The following is a 22,719-nucleotide window of genomic DNA, read 5'->3' on the forward strand; positions in this document are numbered from 1 at the left end:
CGTGGCATCCGCCCGGGACCGCCCGCCTCCCGCCGCCCGCCGGCCCCACCCTTCGCCAACTCTCTGCCACCCTCGTGAGGAGCCCCTCATGTCCACCTCGGACCTGGTCATCACCGTCGTCGGCGCCGGCGGCAAGATGGGCCTGCGGATCTCGGCCAACCTCCAGCGCAGCGGCCACACCGTCCGCTACTGCGAGAACCACCCGCCGGCCCAGGCCCGGGTGACCGCCGAGGGCCGCGAACTCAGCGACACGGCCACCGCCGCCGCCGACAGCGACGTCGTCGTCCTCGCCGTTCCCGACGTGCTGCTCGGGGAGATCTCCGCGCAGCTCGTGCCGCTGCTCAAGCCGGGCGCCGTCGTGCTCACGCTCGACCCGGCCGCCGCCTACGCCGGCGTCCTCGCCCGCCGCGACGACATCCACCTCGCCTGCGCCCACCCCTGCCACCCGTCGGTCTTCCTGGAGCGCACCACCGGCGAGGAGTACGCCGACACCTTCGGCGGGGTCGCCGCCGCCCAGGACGTCGTCGCCGCGCTCGAGTCCGGCGACGACGCCGTACGGGCGCGCGTCGAGGACGTCGTCCGCATCATGTACGGCCCGGTGCTCGACGTGCACTGGGTCACCGTCAAGCAGCTCGCCGTCCTGGAGCCGACCCTGGTCGAGACCGTCGCCTGCATGATCAGCGGCCTGCTCCGCGACGCGCTGCACGAGACCGTCCACACCGTCGGCGTGCCCGAGCCGGCCGCGAAGGCGATGCTCTTCGGCCACATCCAGGTGGCGCTGAGCAACTCGCTGCGCGGCTCCAACCCGTTCTCCGAGGCGTGCCTCATCGCCATGGACTACGGGCGGGAGACCATCGTGCGCGACGACTGGAAGCGCATCTTCGACGACGCCGAGCTGGACTCCGTCATCGCCCGGATGCTGCGTATCGACGCGGTGCGGCCGGCCCGATGACCCGCCTGTCCAACGACCCCGCCCGCTTCGCCGAGCAGGCCCTCGACGGCTTCGCCGCGGCCCACCCGGGACTGGTGCGCCGGGTGAGCGGCGGCGTGGTCCGGGCGGCCGCCCCCGCACCGGGGCGGGTCGCCGTCGTCGTCGGCGGCGGCAGCGGACACTACCCGGCGTTCGCCGGCCTGGTCGGCGACGGCCTCGCCCACGGCGCGGCCGTCGGCAACGTCTTCGCGTCCCCGTCGGCCCGGCAGGTCCGGTCGGTGGCGCGGGCCGCGTCCGGCGGCGGCGGGATCCTGCTGGCATACGGCAACTACGCCGGCGACGTCCTCAACTTCACCGCCGCCCGGGTGCACCTGGAGGCCGAGGGCGTCGACTGCCGCGCCGTCGCCGTCACCGACGACCTGGCCAGCGCCCCGGCCGAACAGGCCGACCGGCGGCGGGGGATCGCCGGGGGACTGGTGGTGTTCAAGGTGGCCGCTGCCGCCGCCGACCGAGGGCTCGACCTCGACGAGGTGGAGCGGATCGCCCGGCTGGCCAACGCCCGGACCCGTTCGTTCGGGGTCGCCCTGACCGGCTGCACCCTGCCCGGCGCGGCCGCCCCGCTGTTCGCGGTCCCCGGCGGGCGGATGGCCGTCGGCCTGGGCATCCACGGCGAGCCCGGCATCGACGAGCGGGACCGCCCCAGCGCCGACGGCCTGGCCGAGCTCCTCGTCGACACCGTCCTCGCCGAACTGCCGGCCGGGATCGACGCCCCCGCCGGCCAGCGGGCCGCCGTCCTGCTCAACGGGCTGGGCAGCGTCAAGTACGAGGAGCTGTTCGTCGTCTACCGGCGGGTCGCCGAGCTGCTCGCCGCCGCCGGTGTGCAGGTCGTCGCCCCAGCCGTCGGCGAGCTGGTGACCAGCTTCGAGATGGCCGGCGTCTCGCTGACCGTGTGCTGGCTGACCGACGAGCTGGTCCCGCTGTGGTGCGCCCCGGCCGACGCCCCCGGCTTCCGGCGCGGCCTGTCGGCCACCGCCGCCGCGCCGCCCGCGCCGGTCCTCGCCGAGGAGGCGGAGGAACCCGTGCCGCCCGCGAGCCCCGCGTCGCGGGCCGCCGGCCGCCGCCTGCTCGGCGCGCTCGTGGCGGCGCGGGACGCCGTCGACGCCCACGCCGACGAGCTGGGCCGCATCGACGCCCTGGCCGGCGACGGCGACCACGGCATCGGGATGAGCCGGGGCGTCAACGCCGCGGTGGCCGCTGCGGTGGCCGCCGTCGCCGCCGGCGCCGGGGTCGGCACCGCGCTGACCCGGGCCGGGGACGCCTGGGCCGACGCCGGCGGCGGCACCTCCGGCGCGCTGTGGGGGGTGGCCCTGCGCGGGGCGGCCGTGGCCCTCGGCGACGACCGCGAGCCGACCGCCGCGCGGGTGACCGGGGCGGTCTCCCGGGCGCTGGCCGACGTCACCCGGGTCGGCGGGGCCGCCGTCGGCGACAAGACCCTCGTCGACGCGTTCGCGCCCTTCGCCGCCACGCTGGCCGACCGCGTGCAGGCCGGACAGCCGGTCGCCGCCGCCTGGCGGGAGGCCGCCGCCGTGGCCGACGTGGCGGCCCGGGCCACCGCCGACCTGGTGCCCCGCGTCGGTCGGGCCCGCCCCCTGGCCCACCGCAGCGTCGGCGCCCCGGACGCGGGGGCGGTCTCGCTCGCCCTGATCCTGGCGGCCGTCGCCGACGCCGTCGGCGGAGCCGCCGCCACCGCACCCACCCGTGAAGAGGAGACCGCGCGATGAGCGCCAGCAGACTGCGGATCGTCGTCGGCGCCGACGACGCCGGCTACCAGTACAAGGAGATGCTCAAGGCCGACCTGCGCGGCCACGAGCGGGTGGCCGAGGTGATCGACGTGGGCGTCGACGCGGACGGGCACACCGCGTACCCGATCGTCGCCATCGCCGCCGCCGAGATCGTCGCGGCGGGCCGGGCCGACCGGGCGCTGCTGGTCTGCGGCACCGGCCTGGGCGTGGCCATCGCCGCCAACAAGGTCGCCGGCATCCGCGCGGTCACCGCCCACGACAGCTACTCCGTCGAACGGGCCATCCTGAGCAACAACGCCCAGGTCCTCACCTTCGGCCAGCGCGTCATCGGGCCGGAGCTGGCCCGCCGGCTGGCCCGCGAGTGGCTGGGCTACGACTTCGACGACTCGTCGCCGTCGGGGGCGAAGGTCCGGCTGATGTCGACGTACGAGTCGACCGGGTCGTGCTGAGCCGATGCGCGACCGGCCGCTGACCGTCGGGGTCAGCCTCAAGATGTACTTCGGGCAACGCGAGACGCTGCGCTGGTGCGCGGACGTGGCGCGACTGGCCCGCGCCCACGACGCCGTCCAGGCCGGACGGGTCGAGCTGTTCGTGCTGCCGTCGACGCCGCTGATCGCCCCGGTCCGGGGCGTCCTCGCCGGCACCCGCGTCCACGTCGGCGCCCAGGACCTGCACCACACCGACCGGGGCGCGGTCACCGGCGGCACCAGCGGCGCGCTGCTCGCCGAGCTGGGCTGCCGCTACGCCGAGGTGGGGCACTTCGAGCGCCGTACCCTCTTCGGGGAGGACGACGCCGTCGTCGCCGCCAAGACCACGGCGGCGCTGCGCAACGGCCTGACGCCGGTGCTCTGCGTCGGCGAGCCCGACCGGGTCGACGCCCCGGCGGCCGCCGCCGACTGCGTCGCCCAGGCCCGCGCCGCCCTCGCCGCCGCCCCGCCCGGTCCCGTGGTGTTGGCGTACGAGCCGTGGTGGGCCATCGGCCGGCCCGAGCCCGCCCCGCCGCAGCACATCGGGGCCGTCACCGGTCCCTTGCGCGACTGGATCGCCGACCAGCCGGGCCGGGCCGGCAGCCGGGTGATCTACGGCGGCAGCGCCGGACCGGGGCTGCTCGGCCGGCTCGGCGACCGGGTCGACGGGCTCTTCCTCGGCCGGTTCGCCCACGACCCGGCGGCCCTGGCCGCGATCCTCGACGAGGCGACCGCCCTCACCGGTGCCGCCGGGGACAGTGCCGCCACCGGGGACACCGCAGACACCGCCGGTGGCGCGCCGGCCCGCACCGGGGAGCCGCCGTGGCCATCGGCCTGAGCACGTACTCGTTCTTCTGGCGCTGGACGGCGGCGCAGCGCCCGCTGTCCCTGACCGACATGGTCGAGCGGACCGCCGAGGCCGGCGCGACCGTCTTCCAGGTCTGCGACTACCCGCCGATCGAGGAGGCGTCCGACGGGGAGCTGGAGCGGCTGCGCCGCCGGGCGTCCGCCCTCGGCGTCCGGCTGGAGCTGGGCACCCGGGGCGTCGATGGCCCGCACCTGGCCCGCTACCTGGACCTGGCCGGCCGGCTCGACGTCGGCTTCGTGCGCACCATGCTGAACACCGCCGCGCACCGGCCGACCGTCGCCGAGGCCGTCGCCCTGCTCGCCGCCGCCCTGCCCGGGTACGCCGCCCGGGGCGTCACCATCGGCCTGGAGACCTACGAGCAGGTGGCCACCGACGACCTGCTCGCGGTGGTACGCGGAGTGGACGACCCGCACCTGGGGGTGTGCCTCGACCCGGCGAACTGCGTGGCCCGGCTCGAACTGCCCGCCACCACCGTGGAGCGCACCGCGCCGTACGTGGTGAACCTGCACGTCAAGGACTTCGCCTTCACCCGGGCCCCGGGCTGGGTGGGCTTCTCGCTGGTCGGCTGCCCGCTCGGCACCGGCCTGCTGGACTACGCCGCGATGGTGGCGTGGGTCCGTCCGGTCGAGCGCGGGATCAACCAGATCGTCGAGCACTGGCTGCCCCGGCAGGACTCGATCGAGCGCACCTGCGCGGTCGAGGACGAGTGGACCCGGCACAGCGTGGAGTTCCTGCGCCGGGCCGGGAGCTGAGCCCCCGGTCAACCCCCACGCGCCGGGTTCCCGCCGCAGGTGCTGCCCTCCGGCCGGGTGACACGTAGGCGAGCCCGTCGAATTCATCGGCTCGGGCAGATAGATCTGTCGAGTATCTCACCGGGCGCGATCGTTGAGAACTCATGCATCTCGATGGATGGTGGATCGGAAGCGCACAGACAGCTCGTCGAGCACAGGAGGCAGCAGCATGAGGAAGCGGATCATTCGTACCGTCATCGGCCTGGCCCTCGCTGCGGGGGCCACCGCCGCGATGGCGCTGCCGGCGCACGCAGCGCCGGCTGCGGGCCTTACCTTCTACCAGGGCACGTTCGCCACCCCGGTGCTGCACGTCGCCGAGCCCGACGGCGCCTGCACGGCGTTCCCGGCGGGCGCCGACTCCCTGGCCGCCGCCGGCGGTGTGGAGCAGGTCCTCGCGTTCCGCAGCGCCGACTGCGCGGGCGCGGCGGTGGGCCTGGGCACCCTGCGGACCTTCCCGGCCGGCGAGTACCACTCCTTCCGGGCGTTCTGAGCCGTTCCCGGGGGGTATGGCCACCGCCCCCTGGCGACCACCCCGCGCCGGACACGTCCGCTGCTCCCCATGGCCAACCCGTCTCGGGGTTCCGTTCTCAGCGGGCCAGGGACACCAGCGTGCGTGGCCGCGCGGTGGCCCGGGGCCGCCGGCAGAAGTACACGAAGGCCGGCGGTAGGTTGGCCCACACCGTGCGGCCGGTCACGACCTCCTCGAACCGGTCGCCCAGCGCCCGCCGCAGTCGTCGGGCTGCCGGGGCCCAGCGGGCGATCGTGTAGCCGAACGTGGTGAAGGCCCCGTCCGGGGTGAGCGCGTCGGTGACGGCGTGTAGAAGCTCGTCCTGCTGGCCCCCGGCGAACGCCGCCCACGGCAGCCCGCTCACGATCACGTCCGCCCGGCCGTGGCCCCGCTGCGCCAACACGTCGCCGAGGTCGCGTGCGTCGGCCACGGCGACGTCGAGCCGTGGGTGCCGGGCGGCCAGCAGGCCGGCGAACCGCTCGTTGACCTCGACCGCGAGGTGGCGGCCCCGGCCGGCGAGCCGACGCTGGATGGCAGCCGTGAACGCCCCGGTGCCGGGGCCGAGTTCGACCACCAGCGGCTCGCCGACGCCGGGCACGGGCGCGGTGACGAGATCGGCCAGCGGCCCACCGCTGGGGGCGACCGCGGCGACGGTGAACGGGTCACGCAGGAACTCGCGCAGGAACGCCACCCGGTGGTTGTCGTTCATCGCCCGGCTCGCTGCCCGGAGAGCTGCGGCCGGGCCGGCCCGGCGGCGGGGTCCAGGACCCGGGCGAGCCAGTCGGTGCGGGCGCGGCGGGCCTGGGCCGAGATCCGCGCCTGCGGGTACAGGGCGTCGAACCCGTGGAAGCCGCCCGCCCAGACGTGCAGCTCGGCCTGGCCGCCGTCGGCCCAGATGCGGGTGGCGTACGCGACGGCCTCGTCGCGGAACACCTCGGCGGTGCCGGCATCGACGTAGGCGTCCGGCAGGCCGGACAGGTCGTCGGCCGTCGCGGGGGAGACGTGACCGGGCACGGCGTCGTCGGCCAGGTCGCCGAGCACCGACCGCCAGCCGAACTCGTTCATCTCGCGCGTCCACACCCCGGGCTCGCCGGCGTACTGGCGGCTGGAGGTGGTGTCGTTGTGATGATCGAGCATGGGGCAGATGAGCACCTGGGCGGCGAGCGGCGGGCCGCCGCGATCGCGGGCCAGCAGGGCGATCCCGGCGGTGAGGCCGCCGCCGGCGCTGATCCCGGCGACGACGATCAGGCCCGGGTCGACGCCCAGCTCGTCGGCGTGCTCGGCCACCCACAGCAGGCCGTGGTAGCAGTCGTCGACCAGGCTGGTGCCGGTGGCTTCGGGGGCCAGCCGGTAGTCCACGGAGACCACGACGGCGCCGAACCGGTCGAGCCATTCCAGGGGGATGTCGAGCTGGGAGAAGCGGTCACCCATCACCATTCCGCCGCCGTGCATCCAGTAGACGCAGGGGGCCGGGGCGGTGTGTTCCGGGCCGGCGGGGCGGAAGACGGACAGCGGGATGTCCGTGCCGTCCGGGCCGGCGATGTCGACCTCGCGCCGGTCGATCGCCCGGCCTTCGAGCAGCGGCTCCACCGGCAGTGTCGAGAACTGCCGGATCTGCGGGAGCACCTCGCGGTTGAGCTCGGGTACGAGCGGCATGTCGGCCAGGAGCGCGCGCAGCTCGGGGTCGAAGGGGGGACGTGTCAGTGCCATGAGGGGTTTCCTGTCGTGTTCGATGTGGACGGACAGACGGGCGGGCGGGTTTCAGATGGCGGCCTTGCCGCCGACCGGCACCTCGTCGAGGTACGCCGGCTCGCCGACGATCAGCGGCTGGAGTTGCGCCACCAGGGCCTGTGCCTCGGCGGTGGCGAAGAACCGGTGGTGCGCCTCCTCGGTCGTCCAGCCCTCGGTGACGTGGACGATGTCGGAGGCGGTGGCGGACCGGCCGATCAGGAAGACGACGCAGTCCTCGTTCGCCAGCGACGGCGAGGCGAGCAGGAAGTCGACGAGTTCGTCGCCCTTGCCGGGCTGGGCGGTCATGGTGGCGTGGAATCCGTAGCTGATGCTCATCGGGCACTCTCCTCGGCGGCTGCCACCGGAGGTCGGCGGCGACGGTATTGCCTGCTGGGCTCCACTCTCGGTGCCAGCCGGTCGGCCTTCATCTGTCATCCGACTTCCGAAATGTGGGTCGCCGACCGTGGATGACCTAGCCGGTGGTGCCGCGCACGGCGGGCCCCGCCCCTGGGTGCGAGGGGTCACGCGATCCGGTCCGAAGCCGCGAGGGCCGCCCGGCGTCGATGCCTCAGCCCGTTGGTTAGGTCATTCGACAGATGCGCGGGCCGGGAGCCGCGCCGCACGATCGACGGCGTGACGCCACCAGGACGGGAACACCGCGCATCGCCGCCCACCGTGCTGCGGATGCGCGAGGTCCGCGACCGCGCCCTGTTCGACCTCGACGACGGGCCGGTCACGCCGTCGAACCGGGCCGACCTGACGGCGATCACGCGCCTGCTCAACGTGCTGCTGGCGAGCCTGGTCGTGTCCTCGTTGCAGTACGAGCAGCACGCGCTGGGCGTCCGCGCCCCGTCGGCCCGTCTGCTCGCGGAGCTTCTGTTCGCCGGGGCCGACCGCGACCGTGGCGACGCGCGGCTGGTCGCGACCCGGATCCGGCAACTCGGGTGCGTCGGCGACTACGACCCACAGCACCTGAGCGTCCGGTCGCGGGTCGCCTTCCGGGCGTTTCCCGACGGTGACGTCGTCGGTATCGTGACGCAGAACCTCGTCGGGGCGCGAATTCTCGTCCAGACGTTGCAGGAGGCGGTGCGCTGGATCGGCGACGACGACCCCACCACCCGCCGGCTCCTGGAGCGGCTGCTTGAGGCGAAGGAGACGCAGGCCGACGAGCTCAGCGCACAGTCTGCTCAGCAGCAGGCGACGACAGAGCGTCCCGGAGCGCGGCCCGCGACGTGACGCCCAGCTTGGGGAAGATCCGGTACAGGTGGGCGCCGACGGTCCGGTGGGACAGGAACAGGCGCTCGGCGATCTGCTTGTTCGTCATGCCGCTCGCCGCCAGCTCCGCGATCTGGAGTTCCTGCGCGGTCAGCGCGGTCAGGCCACCCCGCTGGCGAGGGACCGGTCGGTAGCCGCAGGCGCGCAGTTCCCCCTCCACCCGGGCGAGCCAGGGCTCGGCCGCCATGGCGGCGAACCCGTCCCGTGCGGCGAGCAGGTGCCGCCGCGCATCCGCCGACGACCGGGTCCGCCGCAGCCGCTCCCCGAGGGCCAACCGCACCCGGGCGCTGTCGAACAGCCACCGTCGGGTCGCGGCGTCGGCCAGCAGGACCTCCAGGCCGGCCACTGACTCGTCGTCGTCGAGGACGAGGGCCTCCGCGCCGGCCTGGAGCAGGGCCATCCGGGACGACAATCCAGCCACGTCCGCGTCCCGCATCGCCTGGACGTGTGCCCGCGCCTCGGCCGTGCGCCCGGTGCGTACGGCCGCCTCGACCAGGTCGAACATGACCCAGGTGCAGTGCGGCACGTGGGAGGCGAGCACACCGGGCGGGCACATCGCGGCGGCGTGCCCGAAGGCGGCGTCGTAGTCACCCTGCCCCAAGGCGGCGAGCGCCCGGGGATGCTGCGCGAACAGCGCGGCGGCGGCCACCCCCCGGGGCAGCGCCCAGTGGGTGATCTCGTCGGCGAGCGCGTACGCCTCGTCGAACCGTCCCCGGCCGGCGGCGAGGATCGCCCGGTTGTACCGGAAGTACCACGCGAAGAACGAGAAGCCGGTGGTGTCGCAGACCCGCTGACCCTCGGCGGCGAGTTCCTCGGCCTCGTCCCACCGGCCGGTCAGGAAGTCGTCGAGGCACAGGTGCATCAGGGCCCCGAGGTGCCGGCGGGGCGCCCCGCCGTTGCGCCCGTGCTCGACCAGCCGCCAGGATGCCTCCCGCGAGTCGCCGAGACGATCGAGGTACACCGAGGCCGTGCCGATCCGCATGATGCGGGTGGGGTCCTCGTTCTCGGTCAGCGTGCGGAGCACCGCGTCGATCCGACCCAGCGCGGCCTTCCCGGTGCGCACCGGGTCGGCGAAGCTGTCGCTCGCCAGCGCGAGCACGTCCGGCGGCCGGGGCCGGATCCGGCGCAGCATCGCGAAGAACGGTTCCCAGTACTCCGGCGTGCTGCCGTACCAGCACAGCAGCAGCAGGGTGTGCATGGCCTCGACGAGCGCGGGGTCGTCGGCCCGGTAGCCGTGGTCGCCGGTCTCGATGGCACCCACCAGCAGCCGGTGGGCGGTGTTCACGTCGCCGTCCCCGTTGATCATGAGGAAGGCGGTCGCGTTGCCCGCGTGCAGCGAACCAGCCGAGTCGGGAGCCGCCCGACGCGCGTCGGTCAGCCAAGTCTTCGCGTCGTCGATGGTGCCGCTGGCCTCGGCGCCGATGTACGCGGCCTGGGCGAGCCGCCGTCCCCGGCCGGCGCTCGTGGTGCTCAGCTCGGCGGCGCGGACCAGGGCCGCCACCGCCGCGAACCCGTCCCCGCGCCCCATCACCCGGTGCGCCGCCTCTTCCAGGAGTTCCGCCACCGCCTCGTCCGGGCCGACGGAGGCCGCCGCGAGGTGCCACGCGCGGCGTTCCTCGTCGTCGACCAGGGCTCCGGCGAGGGCGACGTGCGCGGTGCGGCGCTCCTCGTGGGTGGACATGGCCACGATCGCCGAGCGGATCAGCGGATGCCGGAACGCGATCCGGGCCGTGGCGTCGTCCACCCGGACGAGCTGCGCCCGCTCCGCGGGGGCCAGGTCGGCCAGGCTGGACTGGTCGGGCAGCGCGGCGCGGAGCACCCGGACGTCGCCGGTGCCCTCGAAGGTGGCCAGCAGCAGCACCCGCCGAGTCGCCTCGGGCAGCCCCGTCAACCGGGCTGCGAAGATCGCCTGTAGCCGGTCGCTGAGGGGGACCACTTCGGGTTGCGTCCCCGTGCGCCGCACGGAACCCAGCAGCGCGGCGGGCAGCTCCATCAGCGCGAGGGGGTTGCCCTGGGCGAGGTCGAGCAGGCGGCGACGTACCCGCGCCGGCAGCTGCGGGTGGCAGGCGTCGACCAGCCGCCCCGCGGCCCCGTCGTCGAGCGGCCCGACGACGTGCTCGGACAGCCCTCGCAGGTCGAGGAAGCTCACCGATCCCGTCCTGGTCGACGCCAACAACCCGGCCCGGCGACCCGCCAGCCGCCGGGCGACGAAGCCGAGGACGACGGCGCTCGCGCGGTCGATCCAGTGCACGTCGTCGACCACCAGCACGACCGGCCCGTCGGCCGTGAGTTCGGTGACGAGCAGCAGGGCGGCGTTGCAGACCAGGAGGACGTCCGGTGGCGTGCCGACACCGAAGCCGAGCGCCACCGACAGGGCCTCGCGCGGACCGGGTGGGAGGCGGTCGAGGGCTGCGTGCACGGGCAGCAGCAGCTGGTGCAGGCCGGAGTAGCTGACGTCGGCCTCGAACTCCGACCCGGACGCCCGCAGCGCGCGCATACCGTCGGCGAGGGCGAGTTCCGTCGCGGCGGTCATCAGGGCGGACTTGCCGACCCCCGGCTCGCCGCAGATCAGTCGCGTGCCGCCGCCACGGCGCACCCCGTCGAGGAACTCGGCGAGCTGAGCCAGGTCGTCGTGGCGTCCGAACAGTTCGCTACCGGCCACCCGTACCTCACGCGCCCGTCGTTGTCCGTCGGCCCGGCCGACCTCGACCCTCTGCCCGGGCAGGCTACCGGCGGTGATCCGTCGTCCGGCCGTTCGTCGGGCAGGCGGGCAGGATCGGGCAAGAGAACGCGAGTTCCGGTCAACTGTCGCGGGGCGCGACCCGCGCGGCGGTGCCAGTGTGCAGGCGGGCCGCGTCCTGGCGGGGCGGGCCCCCGAACTGCCGGCGGTACTCGCGGCTGAACTGGGCGGGGCTCTCGTAGCCGACGCGGCGGCTGACCCCGGCGATGTCGCCGGGGTTGGCGGCGAGCAGCAGCCGGGCGCGTTGCAGGCGGATCTGCTTCTGGTACTGGATCGGGCTCATCGAGGTGACGGCCTGGAAGTTGCGGTGGAACGCGGAGACGCTCATGCCTGCCTGTTGCGCCACGTCCTCGACGCGGAAGGGCTGCGCGTAGTTGTCGCGGATCCACTGGACGGCCCGGGCGATGTGGCTGAGGCTGCTGTCGGGCAGGCCGAACTGGCGCAGGACGCCGCCCTGCTCGCCGGTGAGCAGCCGCCAGATGATCTCCCGCTTGATCAGGGGCGCGATCATGGGGATGTCGCGGGGCTGGTCGAGCAGGCGCAGCAGGCGGACGGCGGCGTCGAGCAGCTCGACGGGGGCCCTGCTGACGGCCAGGCCGGCCGGTGCGCCGGGGCCGGCTGCCGGCAGGCCCGCGGGGTCCGCCTGCAGCAGCACCTCGGCGACGGCGGCCGGCTGGAGGGTCAGGCCGAAGCCGAGCGCCGGCTCCTCCGGGCTGGCCCGGGCGAAGTGCGCGGTCACCGGCAGGTCGACCGAGGCGACGAGATAGTCGCCGGCCTGGTACTCGTACACGCGGTCGCCCAGTGCGAACCGTTTCGTGCCCTGCGCGACGAGGGCCAGCACCTTGCCGTAGGTGGTCGGCGTCGGCGGGTTGGGCCGATCGGCGCGGAAGATGCGCACGTCGGCGATGCCGGTGCTCAGGTCGGGGCGGGCGTGCCGGTCCAGCAGGGTGCGCAACTCGTCGAGCGGCATGGCCGCAATTGAACCACCGTGACCACGATCCGGGTTCCGGGCTCACCCGCCGCCGGCCAGCCGGGACCGCCGGCGACGGCAGAGCCGGGTACGCACCCGGGGGAGTGTGGCAGCCCCTGCCCCCGTCAGCCCTCTCCCATCGCGGCACGGAGGGCCCGCAGCGCGTAGTAGACACGGGAGCGCACGGTGCCGACCGGAATGCCCAGTTCGGCGGCGATCTCATCGACTGTCCGGTCACGGAAGTAGACCTCGTGCAACACCCGGCGGTGGTCTGCGCTGAGCCGAGCGACCGCCTGGCGTAGCGCCTGGCTCGCGATCGCCGTGCCGGCCGTCTCGTCGCCGGTCACGCCATACTCCTGGTCCGCCTGGGCGGCGACCTCGACCGGGCGAGCCTGCCGCCGCCGCGCCTCGTCGATGACCAGCCGCCGGGCGACGGTGAACAGCCAGCGCCGGCTGCTGCCCCCGCTGTCCGGCGGCAGCGAGTCGAGGTGGCGCCACGCCCGGATCAGGGTCTCCTGCACCACGTCCTCGGCGGTGTGCCGGTTGCCCATGGTCAGCCCCCGAACGAACCGGGCCAGCGGTGTGCCGTGCGCGGCGAGCAGCTCACGGATGCGGGTGTCGGTGTCGTGCTCACTGGCCAGGCAGCTCACAGGGTGGTCCTATCGCTGAGGCGGCGCGTCTTCGTGGTGCACGCGGTCCGACCCCGGACGCCGCAGGGCCGGACCGCCCGGACCGCGCCTCACCGCGCGGTCCGGCTGGATCACCTCGCCTGGTCGAGCCAGACGGCGTCGGGGCCGGCAGGGAACCGCAACTGGCCGGTGGTGTCGTGGACGGCCCGCCACACCGCCTCGGCGACGTCGCTCTCCCTGGTGAACAGGTCCTGGTTGACGAAGCCGCCGAGGGCCTTCTTCGCGAAGGGCTCGTAGGGCGCCGGGACCAGCCCGTCCAGCGACCCGGTGAGGTCGGCGTGACTCGTGGCCCCGGCGGCGAAGTTCGTCGTCAGGCAGGCGCCCGGCTCGACGGTCTTCGCCCGCACGCCGAACTCGGCGAGCTCCAGGGCGAGGGACGCGGTGAAGCCCTCGATGGCCATCTTGCTGGCCTTGTAGACCGCCGAGAGCGGCATGTGGCCGAGCACCACGCTGGAGGTCACGTTGACCACGACCCCGCAGCCGCGCTCGCGGAACTGGGGCAGCACCGCCTGGGTGGTGGCCATCACCCCGAAGGTGTTGGTCTCGAAGATCTCCCGTACCCGGGCCATGGGCGTGCCCTCGAACACGCCGATCAGCCCGACGCCGGCGTTGTTGACCAGGACGTCGACGGGCCCCGCCGCGGCGAACGCGGCGGTGATGGTGTCGGGCCTGGTCACGTCGAGTTCGAGGACGCGGAGCCGGTCCGACTCGGGCAGGACGTCCGCGCGCGGCGTCCGCATCGTGGCGATGACGTTCCACCCCTGCTCGAGGAAGTGCCGTGCGGTTTCCCGCCCGTATCCGGATGAGGCGCCGGTGATGAGAACTGTCTGCATGGCAAGGCTCCTGTCGCCCGTTCGGCTGATTGTCGAACCAATCCTGTTCGGCGAACTGGTGCCTCACATCGGTCATTCGACTTCCCGCCGGGGCCGTCACGGGAGCCGGTGACCTACGCGACGGCGGTCCTGTCTGTCCGGCTCCTGCGGGCGGCGGCCATGGTCGGGCCGGATGGTCGGCAGGACCCCGTCGTGGGCCGGTTGCCTGACTACGCCGGCAGGGCACCGATCTGCTGCATGATGGTCAACCGGTCCGGAGAGACCCAGAACTCCGCGATCCTGCCCGCCTCGATTCGCATGACGCCGATGCCGACCGCCGACACCCGCCGCCCGCTTGCGGGCACACCCAGCAGTTCCCCGTGGTGGGTGCCTTCGTATCGACAGCGCAGCGCCACGTGGTCGCCGTCCGCGATCAACTCGTCGAGGGGGTGCCGCAGATCGGGCATGCCGGCGAAGAACGCGTCGCCGAACTCCTTTACCCCCTGCCGGTCCATGGACGGCAGCCCGGCAGGGTGGAAGCGGTAGTCGTCGGTGCACAGGTGCAGCGGGGTCGTCCGGCCGCGGTCCAGTTCCCGGAAGTAGTCGCGGACGATCCGCTTGTTCTCCTCGGACATGGGGGTCCTCTCAGGTGGGGATCGGGATGTGCGGAGCCGGGGCGGAGCCCGCCGCGACGGCTCGCCGGTCAGTCTGGTGCGGCGGGCGTCGTGGGGCCTCTGTCATTCGACTGCGTTTCGGGAGGACCGCGCGGTGGCCCGCCCCCTCGCGGTGGCGGACCTGGGGCCTCCGCGCCGCCACCCCGACCCCCGGACACCTGAAGGTCCGCGCGGAGGTGCTGGAGATCGTCGGCCTAAAACGTTTTATGGGGTGCAAGGGTCTGCTGTCGGAATTGTGCTGACACGATCGGATCGCGAGGGCCGGCACCGCGGCGTGGGCCAGCCGGCCGTATGACGTCGGGAAAGCGCTTGAACCTCTTGACGTTCGCTGGCGCGCACCCTACGGTCCTATCTCGGGACGCGCATGAAACGATTCAGGTGCGTCGCGAGGCAGTCGGACGTGCCGTACGGCGGCTGGACCAACCCGGGGCGCAGCTCGCCGCCCGGACGGGAGAAGCACCATGACCCAGACCGGAGCGACCCGCGACCGGCTTGAGCAGGCCCTGCGCGCCCAGCGCATCGAGACGGCGTCCTGGGCGTTCGGCAATTCCGGTACGCGGTTCAAGGTGTTCGCCCAGGAGGGCGTGCCGCGCGACCCGTACGAGAAGATCGCCGACGCGGCCACCGTGCATCGGTTCACCGGCGTCGCCCCCTCCGTCGCACTGCACATCCCCTGGGACCGGGTCGACGACTACGCGGATCTGGCCCGCCATGCCAAGGAGCAGGGCGTGGCCCTCGGTGCGATCAACGCCAACGTCTTCCAGGACGACGACTACCGGCTCGGTTCGGTCACCAACCCCGACCCGGCGGTGCGCCGCAAGGCGGTCGCGCACCTGCTGGAGTGCGTCGATGTCATGGACGCCACCGGTTCGCGGGATCTGAAGCTGTGGTTCTCCGACGGCATCAACTATCCCGGGCAGGACGACCTGCGCGCCCGGCAGGACCGTCTCGCGGAGGCGTTGCGGGAGACGTACGGCCGGCTGGGCGGCGACCAGCGGATGTTGTTGGAGTACAAGTTGTTCGAGCCGGCGTTCTATGCCACGGATGTGCCGGACTGGGGCACGGCGTATGCGCACTGCCTCCAGCTCGGGCCGCGGGCGCAGGTGGTGATCGATACCGGGCATCATGCGCCGGGGACGAACATCGAGTTCATCGTGGCGGTTCTGTTGCGGGCCGGGAAGTTGGGTGGTTTCGACTTCAACTCGCGGTTCTACGCCGACGACGATCTGATGGTGGGTGCGGCGGATCCGTTCCAGTTGTTCCGGATCATGCACGAGATCGTGCTGGCCGATGCCCTGCGTCCGGAGGCTGGCGTCGCGTTCATGCTCGATCAGTGTCACAACATCGAGCCGAAGATCCCGGCGGTCATCCGGTCGGTGATGAACGTGCAGGAGGCCACCGCGAAGGCCCTGCTCGTCGATGCCGACGCGCTCGCCGCCGCCCAGCAGGCCGGTGATGTGCTCGCCGCCAACGCGGTGCTGATGGACGCCTACCACACCGACGTGCGGCCCCTGCTCGCCGAACTGCGCGCGGACGCGGGCCTGGACCCCGACCCGATGGGCGCGTACGCCCGCTCCGGCTACTTCGACAAGATCCGCGCCGAACGCGTCGGCGGACAGCAGGCCGGCTGGGACGCCTGAGCGCCGGCCGAGAAACGCAGACAGGGGAAACAAGGAATGCACTCCGAGGTTCAGGCACTGGTGGCCCGCAGCAACCGGCTCGGTGCCGACCCGACCACGACCAACTACGCCGGTGGCAACACCTCGGCCAAGGGCGAGGCGACCGACCCGGTGACCGGCGGGCCCGTCGAGCTGCTGTGGGTCAAGGGCTCCGGCGGTGACCTCGGCACCCTGACCGAGGCCGGGCTGGCGGTGCTGCGGCTCGACCGGCTGCGCGCACTGGCCGACGTCTACCCCGGCGTCGACCGGGAGGACGAGATGGTCGCCGCGTTCGACTACTGCCTGCACGGGCGGGGCGGGGCGGCACCGTCGATCGACACGGCCATGCACGGGCTGGTCGACGCCGCGCACGTCGACCACCTGCACCCCGACGCCGGCATCGCCCTCGCCACCGCCGCCGACGGGCCCGCGCTCACCAAGGAGATCTTCGGCGACCGGGTGCTGTGGGTGCCGTGGCGGCGGCCCGGGTTCCAGCTCGGCCTCGACATCGCCGCCGTGGCCAGGGCCAACCCGCAGGCGATCGGGGTCGTTCTCGGCGGGCACGGCATCACCGCGTGGGGGGCCACCAGCGAGGAGTGCGAACGCCACTCTTTGGAGATCATCCGCACGGCGCAGGCGTACCTCGACCGGCACGGCCGACCCGAGCCGTTCGGCCCGGTGATCGCCGGGCACGAGCCGCTGCCGCCCGCGCAGCGGCGGGCCCGCGCCGCCGCGCTCGCGCCGGTCCTGCGCGGCCTGGCGTCGACCGACCGCCCGCAGGTCGGCCACTTCACCGACAGCGACGTCGTGCTCGACTTCGTCGCCCGGCAGCGGCACCCCGCCCTGGCGGCGCTGGGCACCTCCTGCCCCGACCACTTCCTGCGCACCAAGGTCCGCCCGATGGTGCTGGACCTGCCGCCGTCGGCGTCGCTGGAGGAGACCGTCGCCCGGCTGAAGGAGCTGCACGCGGCCTACCGCGACGACTACCGCGCCTACTACGAGCGGCACGCGAGCCCGGACAGCCCGCCGATGCGCGGGGCCGACCCGGCGATCGTCCTCGTCCCCGGCGTCGGCATGTTCAGCTACGGCCCCAACAAGCAGACCGCCCGGGTCGCCGGCGAGTTCTACGTCAACGCCATCAACGTCATGCGCGGTGCCGAGTCCGTGTCGACGTACGCCCCGATCGACGAGGCGGAGAAGTTCCGCATCGAGTACTGGGCCCTGGAGGAGGCCAAGCTCGCCCGGATGCCGAAGCCGAAGCCCCTCGCCACCCGGATCGCGCTGGTCACCGGGGCCGGCTCCGGCATCGGCCGGGCCATCGCCCACCGCCTCGCCGCCGAGGGCGCCTGCGTGGTCGTCGCCGACCGCGACACCGCCGCCGCCGAGACCGTGGCCCGTGAGCTGGGCGGCGCCGACGTCGCGGTGGCCGTGCCGGTCGACGTCACCGACGCCGGGGCCGTGGCCGACGCGGTCGCTGCGGCGGTGCTCGCCTACGGCGGCCTGGACCTCGTGGTCAACAACGCCGGGCTGTCGCTGTCGAAGTCGCTGCTGGACACCACCGAGGCGGACTGGGACATCCAGCACGACGTGATGGCCAAGGGCTCCTTCCTGGTCTCGCGCGAGGCCGCCCGGGTGCTCGTCGACCAGGGCATGGGCGGCGACATCGTCTACATCTCCAGCAAGAACTCCCTGTTCGCCGGCCCCAACAACGTCGCCTACGGCGCGGCCAAGGCCGACCAGGCGCACCAGGTCCGGCTGCTCGCCGCCGAACTCGGGGGCCACGGCATCCGGGTCAACGGCATCAACCCCGACGGGGTGGTGCGCGGCTCCGGCATCTTCGCCGGCGGCTGGGGCGCGAAGCGGGCCGCCGTCTACGGGGTGCCCGAGGAGCGGCTGGGCGAGTACTACGCCCAGCGCACCCTGCTCAAGCGGGAGGTGCTGCCCGAGCACGTCGCCAACGCCGTCTTCGTGCTCACCGGCGGCGAGCTGTCCCACACGACGGGCCTGCACGTCCCGGTCGACGCCGGCGTCGCGGCGGCCTTCCTCCGGTGAGCGCCGTCGTCGATGTCGCCGCGGTCGACCTCGGCGCGTCCAGCGGCCGGGTCATGGTCGGCCGCGTCGGCCCGGGGCGGGTGGCGCTCACCGAGGCGCACCGGTTCCCCAACGTGCCCGTCCGCGTCGGCGGCACCCTGCACTGGGACATCCTCCGCCTGTGGCAGGGGGTCGTCGCCGGGCTGCGCGCCGCCGGCCCGGTGACGAGCGTCGGCGTCGACTCCTGGGCCGTGGACTACGGGCTGCTCGACGCCACCGGCGCGCTGCTGGGCAACCCCGTGCACTACCGCGACGCGCGCACCGACGGGGTCGCCGAGCGGGTCGAGGAGCACCTGGGCCGGGAGCGGCTGTACGCCACCACAGGGTTGCAGCGGCTGCCGTTCAACACCCTCTACCAGCTGGTCGCGGCGGCCGGCACGCCGCAGCTGGCCACCGCCGACCGGCTCCTGCTGATCCCGGACCTGATCACCTACTGGCTCACCGGCCGCCTCGGCGCGGAGGTCACCAACGCCTCGACCACCCAGCTGTACGACCTGCGCCGCCGGGCCTGGGCCACCGACCTGATGGCCGAGGCGGGGGTTCCCGCCGGACTGCTGCCGCCGCTGCACCCGCCGGGCACCCGGATCGGCCCGGTCCGGCCCGACCTGGGGCTGCCCGGCACCCCCGAGGTGGTGGCGGTCGGCTCCCACGACACCGCGTCCGCCGTCGTCGGCGTGCCCGCGGCCGGCGAGGGGTTCGCCTACGTCTCCTGCGGCACCTGGTCGCTGGTCGGCGTCGAACTCGACGCCCCGGTGCTCACCGAGGCGAGCCGGCGGGCCAACTTCACCAACGAGGCCGGTGTCGACGGCACCGTCCGCTACCTGCGCAACGTGATGGGCCTGTGGCTGCTGCAGGAGTCGGTGCGCACCTGGGGCGACGTCGACCTGTCCGCCCTGCTGCGCCAGGCGGCCGAACAGCCGGCGTTCCGGTCCGTGGTGGACCCCGACGACCCGGTGTTCCTGCCGCCCGGCGACATGCCGGCGCGGATCGCCGACGCCTGCCGGCGCGCCGGCGAGCCGGTGCCGGACACCCCGGCGGCCACGGTCCGCTGCGTCCTGGACAGCCTGGCGCTGGCCCACCGGCGGGCCGTGCGCCAGGCCCAGGAGCTGTCCGGCCGGTCGGTCGACGTCGTGCACGTGGTCGGCGGGGGTGCCCGCAACGAGCTGCTCTGCCAGTTGACCGCCGACGCCTGCGGGCTGCCGGTGGTCGCGGGGCCGGTCGAGGCCACCGCGCTGGGTAACATTCTCGTGCAGGCCCGGGCGGCCGGCGCGGTCGGTGGCGACCTGTCCGCGCTGCGGGGCCTGCTGCGTGCGACGCAGCGCCTCGTCCGGTACGAGCCGAGGGGCGACCAGGCGGCCTGGCGGGCCGCGCAGGAGCGGATGGGTGGTGGAGGATGCGCGTCGCGTTGTTCGTGACCTGCCTGGCCGACACCCTGTTCCCGCAGGCGGCGGTGGCGACGGTGCGGCTGCTGGAGCGCCTCGGGCACGAGGTCGTCTTCCCCGAGGACCAGACGTGCTGCGGGCAGATGCACGTCAACACCGGCTACCCGGACGACGCGCTGCGGCTGGTCCGCCGGCACGTGCGCGTCTTCGCCCCGTACGACGTGGTGGTGGCGCCCTCCGGGTCGTGCGTGGGATCGGTGCGGCACCAGCACGCCACGGTGGCCCGGCGGGCGGGCGACGAGCGGCTCGCCGGCCGGGCCGAGGAGGTCGCCGCGCGCACGTACGAGCTGTCCGAGTTCCTCGTCGACGTGGCCGGGGTCACCGACGTCGGGGCCTACTACCCGCACCGGGTGACGTACCACCCGACGTGCCACTCGCTGCGGATGCTGCGGGTGGGCGACCGGCCGCTGAGCCTGCTGCGCGCCGTACGCGGGCTGGAGCTGGTGGAGCTGCCGCAGGCGGAGCAGTGCTGCGGCTTCGGCGGCACCTTCGCGGTGAAGAACCCCGACACGTCGACGGCGATGCTCGCCGACAAGATGCGCCACGTGCTGGCCACCGGGGCCGACGTGTGCACCGCCGGCGACGCCTCCTGCCTCATGCACATCGGCGGCGGGCTGTCCCGGCTGCGCGCCGGCGTGCGCACCGTGCACCTGGCCGAGATCCTGGCCAGCACCGAGGCGAACCCGGCCGGCGGGGCGGTCGCGACGCCGGCCACCGGAGGTGCGCGATGACCGAGACCTTCCTCGGCATGCCCGCCACCGCCCCGCCCGGCGTCGGGCACCTGCGCGGCGACGAGCCGTTCCCGGTGGCCGCCCGGCGGGCGTTGGGTGACGCCCAGCTGCGCCGCAACGTGGGCCACGCCACCAGCACCATCCGCGCCAGGTCGGCGGCCGTGATCGGCGAGGTGCCCGACTGGCCGCAGCTGCGGGCCGCCGCCCGGGCGATCAAGACGGACACCATGGCCCGCCTGCCCGAGCTGCTGCAGCAGCTGGAGGCGGCGGTCGGTCGGGCCGGCGGGACGGTGCACTGGGCCGCCGACGCGGTCGAGGCCAACCGGATCGTCACCGACCTGGTCCGGGCGGCCGGCACCGACCGGGTGATGAAGGTCAAGTCGATGGCCACCCAGGAGATCGGCCTCAACGAGGCCCTGGAAGCCGCCGGCATCGAGCCGGTCGAGACCGACCTCGCGGAGCTGATCGTGCAGCTCGGCGACGACCGGCCCAGCCACATCCTGGTGCCGGCGATCCACCGCAACCGCGCCGAGATCCGGGAGATCTTCCTGCGCACCATGCCCGGGGTGGACCCGGCGCTCACCGACGAGCCGGCGGCCCTGGCCGCCGCCGCGCGCCGGCACCTGCGCGAGACGTTCCTGAGCACCCGGGTCGCCGTGTCCGGGGCGAACTTCGCCGTCGCCGAGACCGGCACCCTCGCCGTCGTCGAGTCCGAGGGCAACGGGCGGATGTGCCTCACCCTGCCGGAGACCCTGATCACCGTTATGGGCATCGAGAAGGTCGTGCCCACCTGGCGCGACCTGGAGGTCTTCCTGCAACTGCTGCCCCGGGCGTCGACGGGGGAGCGGATGAACCCGTACACCTCGATGTGGACCGGCGTCACCCCCGGCGACGGCCCGCAGGCGTTCCACCTGGTGCTGCTCGACAACGGCCGCAGCGCCGTGCTCGCCGACCCGGTCGGCCGGGAGGCGCTGCACTGCATCCGCTGCTCGGCCTGCCTCAACGTCTGCCCCGTCTACGAGCGCACCGGCGGGCACGCCTACGGGTCGGTCTACCCGGGGCCCATCGGCGCGGTGCTCTCCCCGCAGCTCACCGGCGTCGCCGACAACGCCTCCCTGCCGTACGCGTCGTCGCTCTGCGGCGCCTGCTACGACGCCTGCCCGGTGATGATCGACATCCCGTCGATCCTCGTCCACCTGCGCGGCCAAGCGCCGCACCCGAGGGGCGAGGCGGCGGCGATGGCCGCCGCCGCGTACACGATGGACCACCCCGCGCTGTATGCGGCCGCGCAGCGCGGCGCGAAGCTGAGCCGGCTCGCCGGCCCGCGCGGGCGCGGCCTGCCCCCGCCGCTGTCGGGCTGGACGGCCAGCCGCGACCTGCCGGAGCCGCCGCCGCAGACCTTCCGCCAGTGGTGGGCCGACCGGTGACCGCCCGCGACCTGATCCTCGGCCGCCTGCGGGCCGCGCTGGCCGCACCCGCGCCCCCGCCGGCCGAGGTGCCCCGGGACTACCGTCCCGCCGGCGCCGTGGCCGCCGACCTGGACGTGCTCGCGGACCGGCTCACCGACTACCGGGCGACCGTGCACCGGTGCGCGGACGCCGACGTCGCCCGGGTCGTCGACGAGGTGCTCGGCGGCCGGCGGGTCGTGGTGCCGCCCGGGCTGCCCCCGCACTGGCTGCCGCCCGGAGTCACCGCCGTGACCGACGACGGCCTCGACGCCGCGCGGATCGCCGCGGTCGACGGCGTGGTCACCGCGGCGGCCGTGGCCGTCGCCGAGACCGGCACCATCGTGCTCGACGGGGCCCCGGACCAGGGCCGCCGGGTCGTCACCCTGCTGCCCGACGTGCACGTGTGCGTGCTGCGGGCCGACCAGGTCGTCGCCACCGTGCCGGACGCCCTCGCCCGCCTCGACCCGCGCCGCCCCCTGACCTGGATCAGCGGGCCGTCGGCCACCAGCGACATCGAACTCGACCGGGTCGAGGGCGTCCACGGGCCCCGCAACCTGCACGTGGTCCTCACCGGCGAGCCCGGCGAGGGCTGAAAACCCGTCGCGTCGGCCCACCCCGCCCGGTACGGTCTCCGGCGTGTTCCCGCCGTCGGGAGCGCGATGCTTGTTCCCCTCACTGTTAGGTGGCGTCGATGGCCTGTCGGATCAGCGAACTCGTGCTCAGTTGCCGCGACCCCGAGGTGCTGGCGCGGTTCTGGTGCGAGGTGCTGGACTACGTGGTGCTCGACCGCGAGGGCGACGGCAGCATCGAGATCGGGCCGCGCGAGGGGTTCGGCGGCCCGCAGCCGACGATCATCCTCGCCCCCACCGACGAGCCGGAGCGGGCGAAGCCCCGGCTGCACATCGACGTCAACGCCACCGACCGCGACCAGGACGCCGAGCTCGAACGACTGCTCGCGCTCGGGGCGCGCCGGGCCGACGTCGGCCAGACCGGCGAGGAGTCCTGGCACGTCCTCGCCGATCCCGAGGGCAACGAGTTCTGCCTGCTCAAGGCCCGCCTCAAGCCGCTCTGAGGGTGGGCGGGGCGGGGCG

22 protein-coding genes are annotated in these 22,719 nt (G+C 74.2%); 14 read left to right on the top strand and 8 right to left on the bottom strand.

The genetic code is table 11. The features are described 5' to 3' along the window. Positions 1–88 precede the first annotated feature (88 nt). The 6 genes from LPU61_RS21950 to LPU61_RS21975 all read left to right on the top strand — a co-directional run bounded on the left by LPU61_RS21950 (position 89) and on the right by LPU61_RS21975 (position 5,349). Positions 89–952, top strand: a complete 864-nt coding sequence (locus LPU61_RS21950) for a phosphogluconate dehydrogenase C-terminal domain-containing protein (RefSeq protein ID WP_043968380.1) — start codon at positions 89–91, stop codon at positions 950–952. Further along, the gene (locus tag LPU61_RS21955) at positions 949–2,712 is read left to right on the top strand and encodes a dihydroxyacetone kinase family protein (protein ID WP_229405945.1); all 1,764 of its coding nucleotides are present in this window, start codon (positions 949–951) and stop codon (positions 2,710–2,712) included. Before LPU61_RS21950 ends, LPU61_RS21955 begins: the two co-directional genes overlap by 4 nt. Then, complete coding sequence (locus tag LPU61_RS21960; protein ID WP_043968385.1) at positions 2,709–3,182, top strand: ribose-5-phosphate isomerase; 474 nt, start codon at positions 2,709–2,711, stop codon at positions 3,180–3,182. The genes LPU61_RS21955 and LPU61_RS21960 overlap by 4 nt, the downstream gene beginning before the upstream one ends. Before the next feature lie 4 nt (positions 3,183–3,186). Further along, positions 3,187–4,038, top strand: coding sequence for a triose-phosphate isomerase family protein (locus tag LPU61_RS21965; protein WP_229405946.1), 852 nt, complete (start codon positions 3,187–3,189; stop codon positions 4,036–4,038). Further along, on the top strand, positions 4,023–4,820 hold the full coding sequence (locus tag LPU61_RS21970; protein ID WP_229405947.1) for a sugar phosphate isomerase/epimerase: 798 nt from the start codon (positions 4,023–4,025) through the stop codon (positions 4,818–4,820). The genes LPU61_RS21965 and LPU61_RS21970 overlap by 16 nt, the downstream gene beginning before the upstream one ends. 208 nt (positions 4,821–5,028) lie before the next feature. After that, on the top strand, positions 5,029–5,349 hold the full coding sequence (locus LPU61_RS21975; RefSeq protein WP_229405948.1) for a hypothetical protein: 321 nt from the start codon (positions 5,029–5,031) through the stop codon (positions 5,347–5,349). Positions 5,350–5,446: 97 nt separating this feature from the next. Here the strand turns inward: LPU61_RS21975 and LPU61_RS21980 are convergent, their stop codons facing one another. Genes LPU61_RS21980 through LPU61_RS21990 form a run of 3 tightly spaced genes read right to left on the bottom strand, consistent with a single transcriptional unit; the run spans position 5,447 to position 7,434 of the window. Beyond that, positions 5,447–6,076, bottom strand: coding sequence for a class I SAM-dependent methyltransferase (locus LPU61_RS21980; protein WP_043968391.1), 630 nt, complete (start codon positions 6,074–6,076; stop codon positions 5,447–5,449). Next, positions 6,073–7,077 carry an alpha/beta hydrolase gene (locus LPU61_RS21985; RefSeq protein WP_043968393.1) on the bottom strand — a complete coding sequence of 335 codons (1,005 nt, stop codon included), beginning with the start codon at positions 7,075–7,077 and terminating at the stop codon, positions 6,073–6,075. Before LPU61_RS21985 ends, LPU61_RS21980 begins: the two co-directional genes overlap by 4 nt. Before the next feature lie 51 nt (positions 7,078–7,128). After that, the gene (locus LPU61_RS21990) at positions 7,129–7,434 is read right to left on the bottom strand and encodes a putative quinol monooxygenase (RefSeq protein ID WP_229405949.1); all 306 of its coding nucleotides are present in this window, start codon (positions 7,432–7,434) and stop codon (positions 7,129–7,131) included. A 297-nt stretch (positions 7,435–7,731) separates the two neighbouring features. Here LPU61_RS21990 and LPU61_RS21995 point away from each other — a divergent pair, with 297 nt between their 5' ends. Further along, positions 7,732–8,334 carry a ferritin-like domain-containing protein gene (locus LPU61_RS21995; RefSeq protein WP_144420422.1) on the top strand — a complete coding sequence of 201 codons (603 nt, stop codon included), beginning with the start codon at positions 7,732–7,734 and terminating at the stop codon, positions 8,332–8,334. Here the strand turns inward: LPU61_RS21995 and LPU61_RS22000 are convergent. The 5 genes from LPU61_RS22000 to LPU61_RS22020 all read right to left on the bottom strand — a co-directional run bounded on the left by LPU61_RS22000 (position 8,270) and on the right by LPU61_RS22020 (position 14,219). After that, complete coding sequence (locus LPU61_RS22000) at positions 8,270–11,035, bottom strand: AAA family ATPase (protein ID WP_229405950.1); 2,766 nt, start codon at positions 11,033–11,035, stop codon at positions 8,270–8,272. The two genes, LPU61_RS21995 and LPU61_RS22000, sit on opposite strands and share 65 nt — an antisense overlap. Before the next feature lie 139 nt (positions 11,036–11,174). Beyond that, a complete protein-coding gene (locus tag LPU61_RS22005; RefSeq protein WP_043968400.1) occupies positions 11,175–12,083 on the bottom strand; it encodes an AraC family transcriptional regulator in 909 nt (302 codons plus the stop codon). A gap of 125 nt (positions 12,084–12,208) precedes the next feature. Beyond that, positions 12,209–12,733 (bottom strand): sigma-70 family RNA polymerase sigma factor, encoded by a 525-nt coding sequence (locus LPU61_RS22010; RefSeq protein ID WP_043968401.1) that lies wholly within the window; start codon positions 12,731–12,733, stop codon positions 12,209–12,211. A 110-nt stretch (positions 12,734–12,843) separates the two neighbouring features. Then, positions 12,844–13,605, bottom strand: a complete 762-nt coding sequence (locus LPU61_RS22015) for an SDR family oxidoreductase (RefSeq protein ID WP_043968402.1) — start codon at positions 13,603–13,605, stop codon at positions 12,844–12,846. A 209-nt stretch (positions 13,606–13,814) separates the two neighbouring features. Beyond that, the gene (locus LPU61_RS22020) at positions 13,815–14,219 is read right to left on the bottom strand and encodes an ester cyclase (protein WP_229405951.1); all 405 of its coding nucleotides are present in this window, start codon (positions 14,217–14,219) and stop codon (positions 13,815–13,817) included. A 500-nt stretch (positions 14,220–14,719) separates the two neighbouring features. Here LPU61_RS22020 and rhaI point away from each other — a divergent pair, with 500 nt between their 5' ends. The 7 genes from rhaI (at position 14,720) to LPU61_RS22055 (ending at position 22,700) form a co-directional block, all read left to right on the top strand. Continuing rightward, entirely contained in the window at positions 14,720–15,898 is a 1,179-nt protein-coding gene (gene rhaI, locus LPU61_RS22025; RefSeq protein ID WP_229405952.1) for an L-rhamnose isomerase, read from the top strand. Between the two features lie 36 nt (positions 15,899–15,934). Continuing rightward, the gene (locus LPU61_RS22030; protein ID WP_229405953.1) at positions 15,935–17,968 is read left to right on the top strand and encodes a bifunctional aldolase/short-chain dehydrogenase; all 2,034 of its coding nucleotides are present in this window, start codon (positions 15,935–15,937) and stop codon (positions 17,966–17,968) included. Continuing rightward, positions 17,965–19,422 (top strand): rhamnulokinase family protein, encoded by a 1,458-nt coding sequence (locus LPU61_RS22035; protein WP_229405954.1) that lies wholly within the window; start codon positions 17,965–17,967, stop codon positions 19,420–19,422. Before LPU61_RS22030 ends, LPU61_RS22035 begins: the two co-directional genes overlap by 4 nt. Then, positions 19,401–20,180, top strand: coding sequence for a (Fe-S)-binding protein (locus LPU61_RS22040; protein ID WP_229405955.1), 780 nt, complete (start codon positions 19,401–19,403; stop codon positions 20,178–20,180). The genes LPU61_RS22035 and LPU61_RS22040 overlap by 22 nt, the downstream gene beginning before the upstream one ends. Beyond that, the gene (locus LPU61_RS22045) at positions 20,177–21,607 is read left to right on the top strand and encodes a lactate utilization protein B (protein WP_229405957.1); all 1,431 of its coding nucleotides are present in this window, start codon (positions 20,177–20,179) and stop codon (positions 21,605–21,607) included. The genes LPU61_RS22040 and LPU61_RS22045 overlap by 4 nt, the downstream gene beginning before the upstream one ends. Next, positions 21,604–22,221 carry an LUD domain-containing protein gene (locus tag LPU61_RS22050; RefSeq protein WP_229405958.1) on the top strand — a complete coding sequence of 206 codons (618 nt, stop codon included), beginning with the start codon at positions 21,604–21,606 and terminating at the stop codon, positions 22,219–22,221. Before LPU61_RS22045 ends, LPU61_RS22050 begins: the two co-directional genes overlap by 4 nt. Before the next feature lie 98 nt (positions 22,222–22,319). Beyond that, the gene (locus LPU61_RS22055) at positions 22,320–22,700 is read left to right on the top strand and encodes a VOC family protein (RefSeq protein ID WP_043969475.1); all 381 of its coding nucleotides are present in this window, start codon (positions 22,320–22,322) and stop codon (positions 22,698–22,700) included. The last annotated feature ends 19 nt before the right edge of the window (positions 22,701–22,719 follow it).

It is taken from the genome of Micromonospora sp. NBRC 110038 (assembly GCF_020884815.1).
Taxonomy (GTDB): Bacteria; Actinomycetota; Actinomycetes; order Mycobacteriales; family Micromonosporaceae; genus Micromonospora; species Micromonospora haikouensis.

What these genes read in the sequence shown, in the direction of transcription:
- LPU61_RS21950 (WP_043968380.1), top strand. Translation starts at nt 89, where the DNA reads ATGTCCACCTCGGACCTGGTCATCACCGTCGTCGGCGCCGGCGGCAAG.
- LPU61_RS21955 (WP_229405945.1), top strand. Translation starts at nt 949, where the DNA reads ATGACCCGCCTGTCCAACGACCCCGCCCGCTTCGCCGAGCAGGCCCTC.
- LPU61_RS21960 (WP_043968385.1), top strand. Translation starts at nt 2,709, where the DNA reads ATGAGCGCCAGCAGACTGCGGATCGTCGTCGGCGCCGACGACGCCGGC.
- LPU61_RS21965 (WP_229405946.1), top strand. Translation starts at nt 3,187, where the DNA reads ATGCGCGACCGGCCGCTGACCGTCGGGGTCAGCCTCAAGATGTACTTC.
- LPU61_RS21975 (WP_229405948.1), top strand. Translation starts at nt 5,029, where the DNA reads ATGAGGAAGCGGATCATTCGTACCGTCATCGGCCTGGCCCTCGCTGCG.
- LPU61_RS21980 (WP_043968391.1), bottom strand. Translation starts at nt 6,076, where the DNA reads ATGAACGACAACCACCGGGTGGCGTTCCTGCGCGAGTTCCTGCGTGAC.
- LPU61_RS21985 (WP_043968393.1), bottom strand. Translation starts at nt 7,077, where the DNA reads ATGGCACTGACACGTCCCCCCTTCGACCCCGAGCTGCGCGCGCTCCTG.
- LPU61_RS21990 (WP_229405949.1), bottom strand. Translation starts at nt 7,434, where the DNA reads ATGAGCATCAGCTACGGATTCCACGCCACCATGACCGCCCAGCCCGGC.
- LPU61_RS22005 (WP_043968400.1), bottom strand. Translation starts at nt 12,083, where the DNA reads ATGCCGCTCGACGAGTTGCGCACCCTGCTGGACCGGCACGCCCGCCCC.
- LPU61_RS22015 (WP_043968402.1), bottom strand. Translation starts at nt 13,605, where the DNA reads ATGCAGACAGTTCTCATCACCGGCGCCTCATCCGGATACGGGCGGGAA.
- LPU61_RS22020 (WP_229405951.1), bottom strand. Translation starts at nt 14,219, where the DNA reads ATGTCCGAGGAGAACAAGCGGATCGTCCGCGACTACTTCCGGGAACTG.
- rhaI (WP_229405952.1), top strand. Translation starts at nt 14,720, where the DNA reads ATGACCCAGACCGGAGCGACCCGCGACCGGCTTGAGCAGGCCCTGCGC.
- LPU61_RS22030 (WP_229405953.1), top strand. Translation starts at nt 15,935, where the DNA reads ATGCACTCCGAGGTTCAGGCACTGGTGGCCCGCAGCAACCGGCTCGGT.
- LPU61_RS22040 (WP_229405955.1), top strand. Translation starts at nt 19,401, where the DNA reads ATGCGCGTCGCGTTGTTCGTGACCTGCCTGGCCGACACCCTGTTCCCG.
- LPU61_RS22045 (WP_229405957.1), top strand. Translation starts at nt 20,177, where the DNA reads ATGACCGAGACCTTCCTCGGCATGCCCGCCACCGCCCCGCCCGGCGTC.
- LPU61_RS22055 (WP_043969475.1), top strand. Translation starts at nt 22,320, where the DNA reads ATGGCCTGTCGGATCAGCGAACTCGTGCTCAGTTGCCGCGACCCCGAG.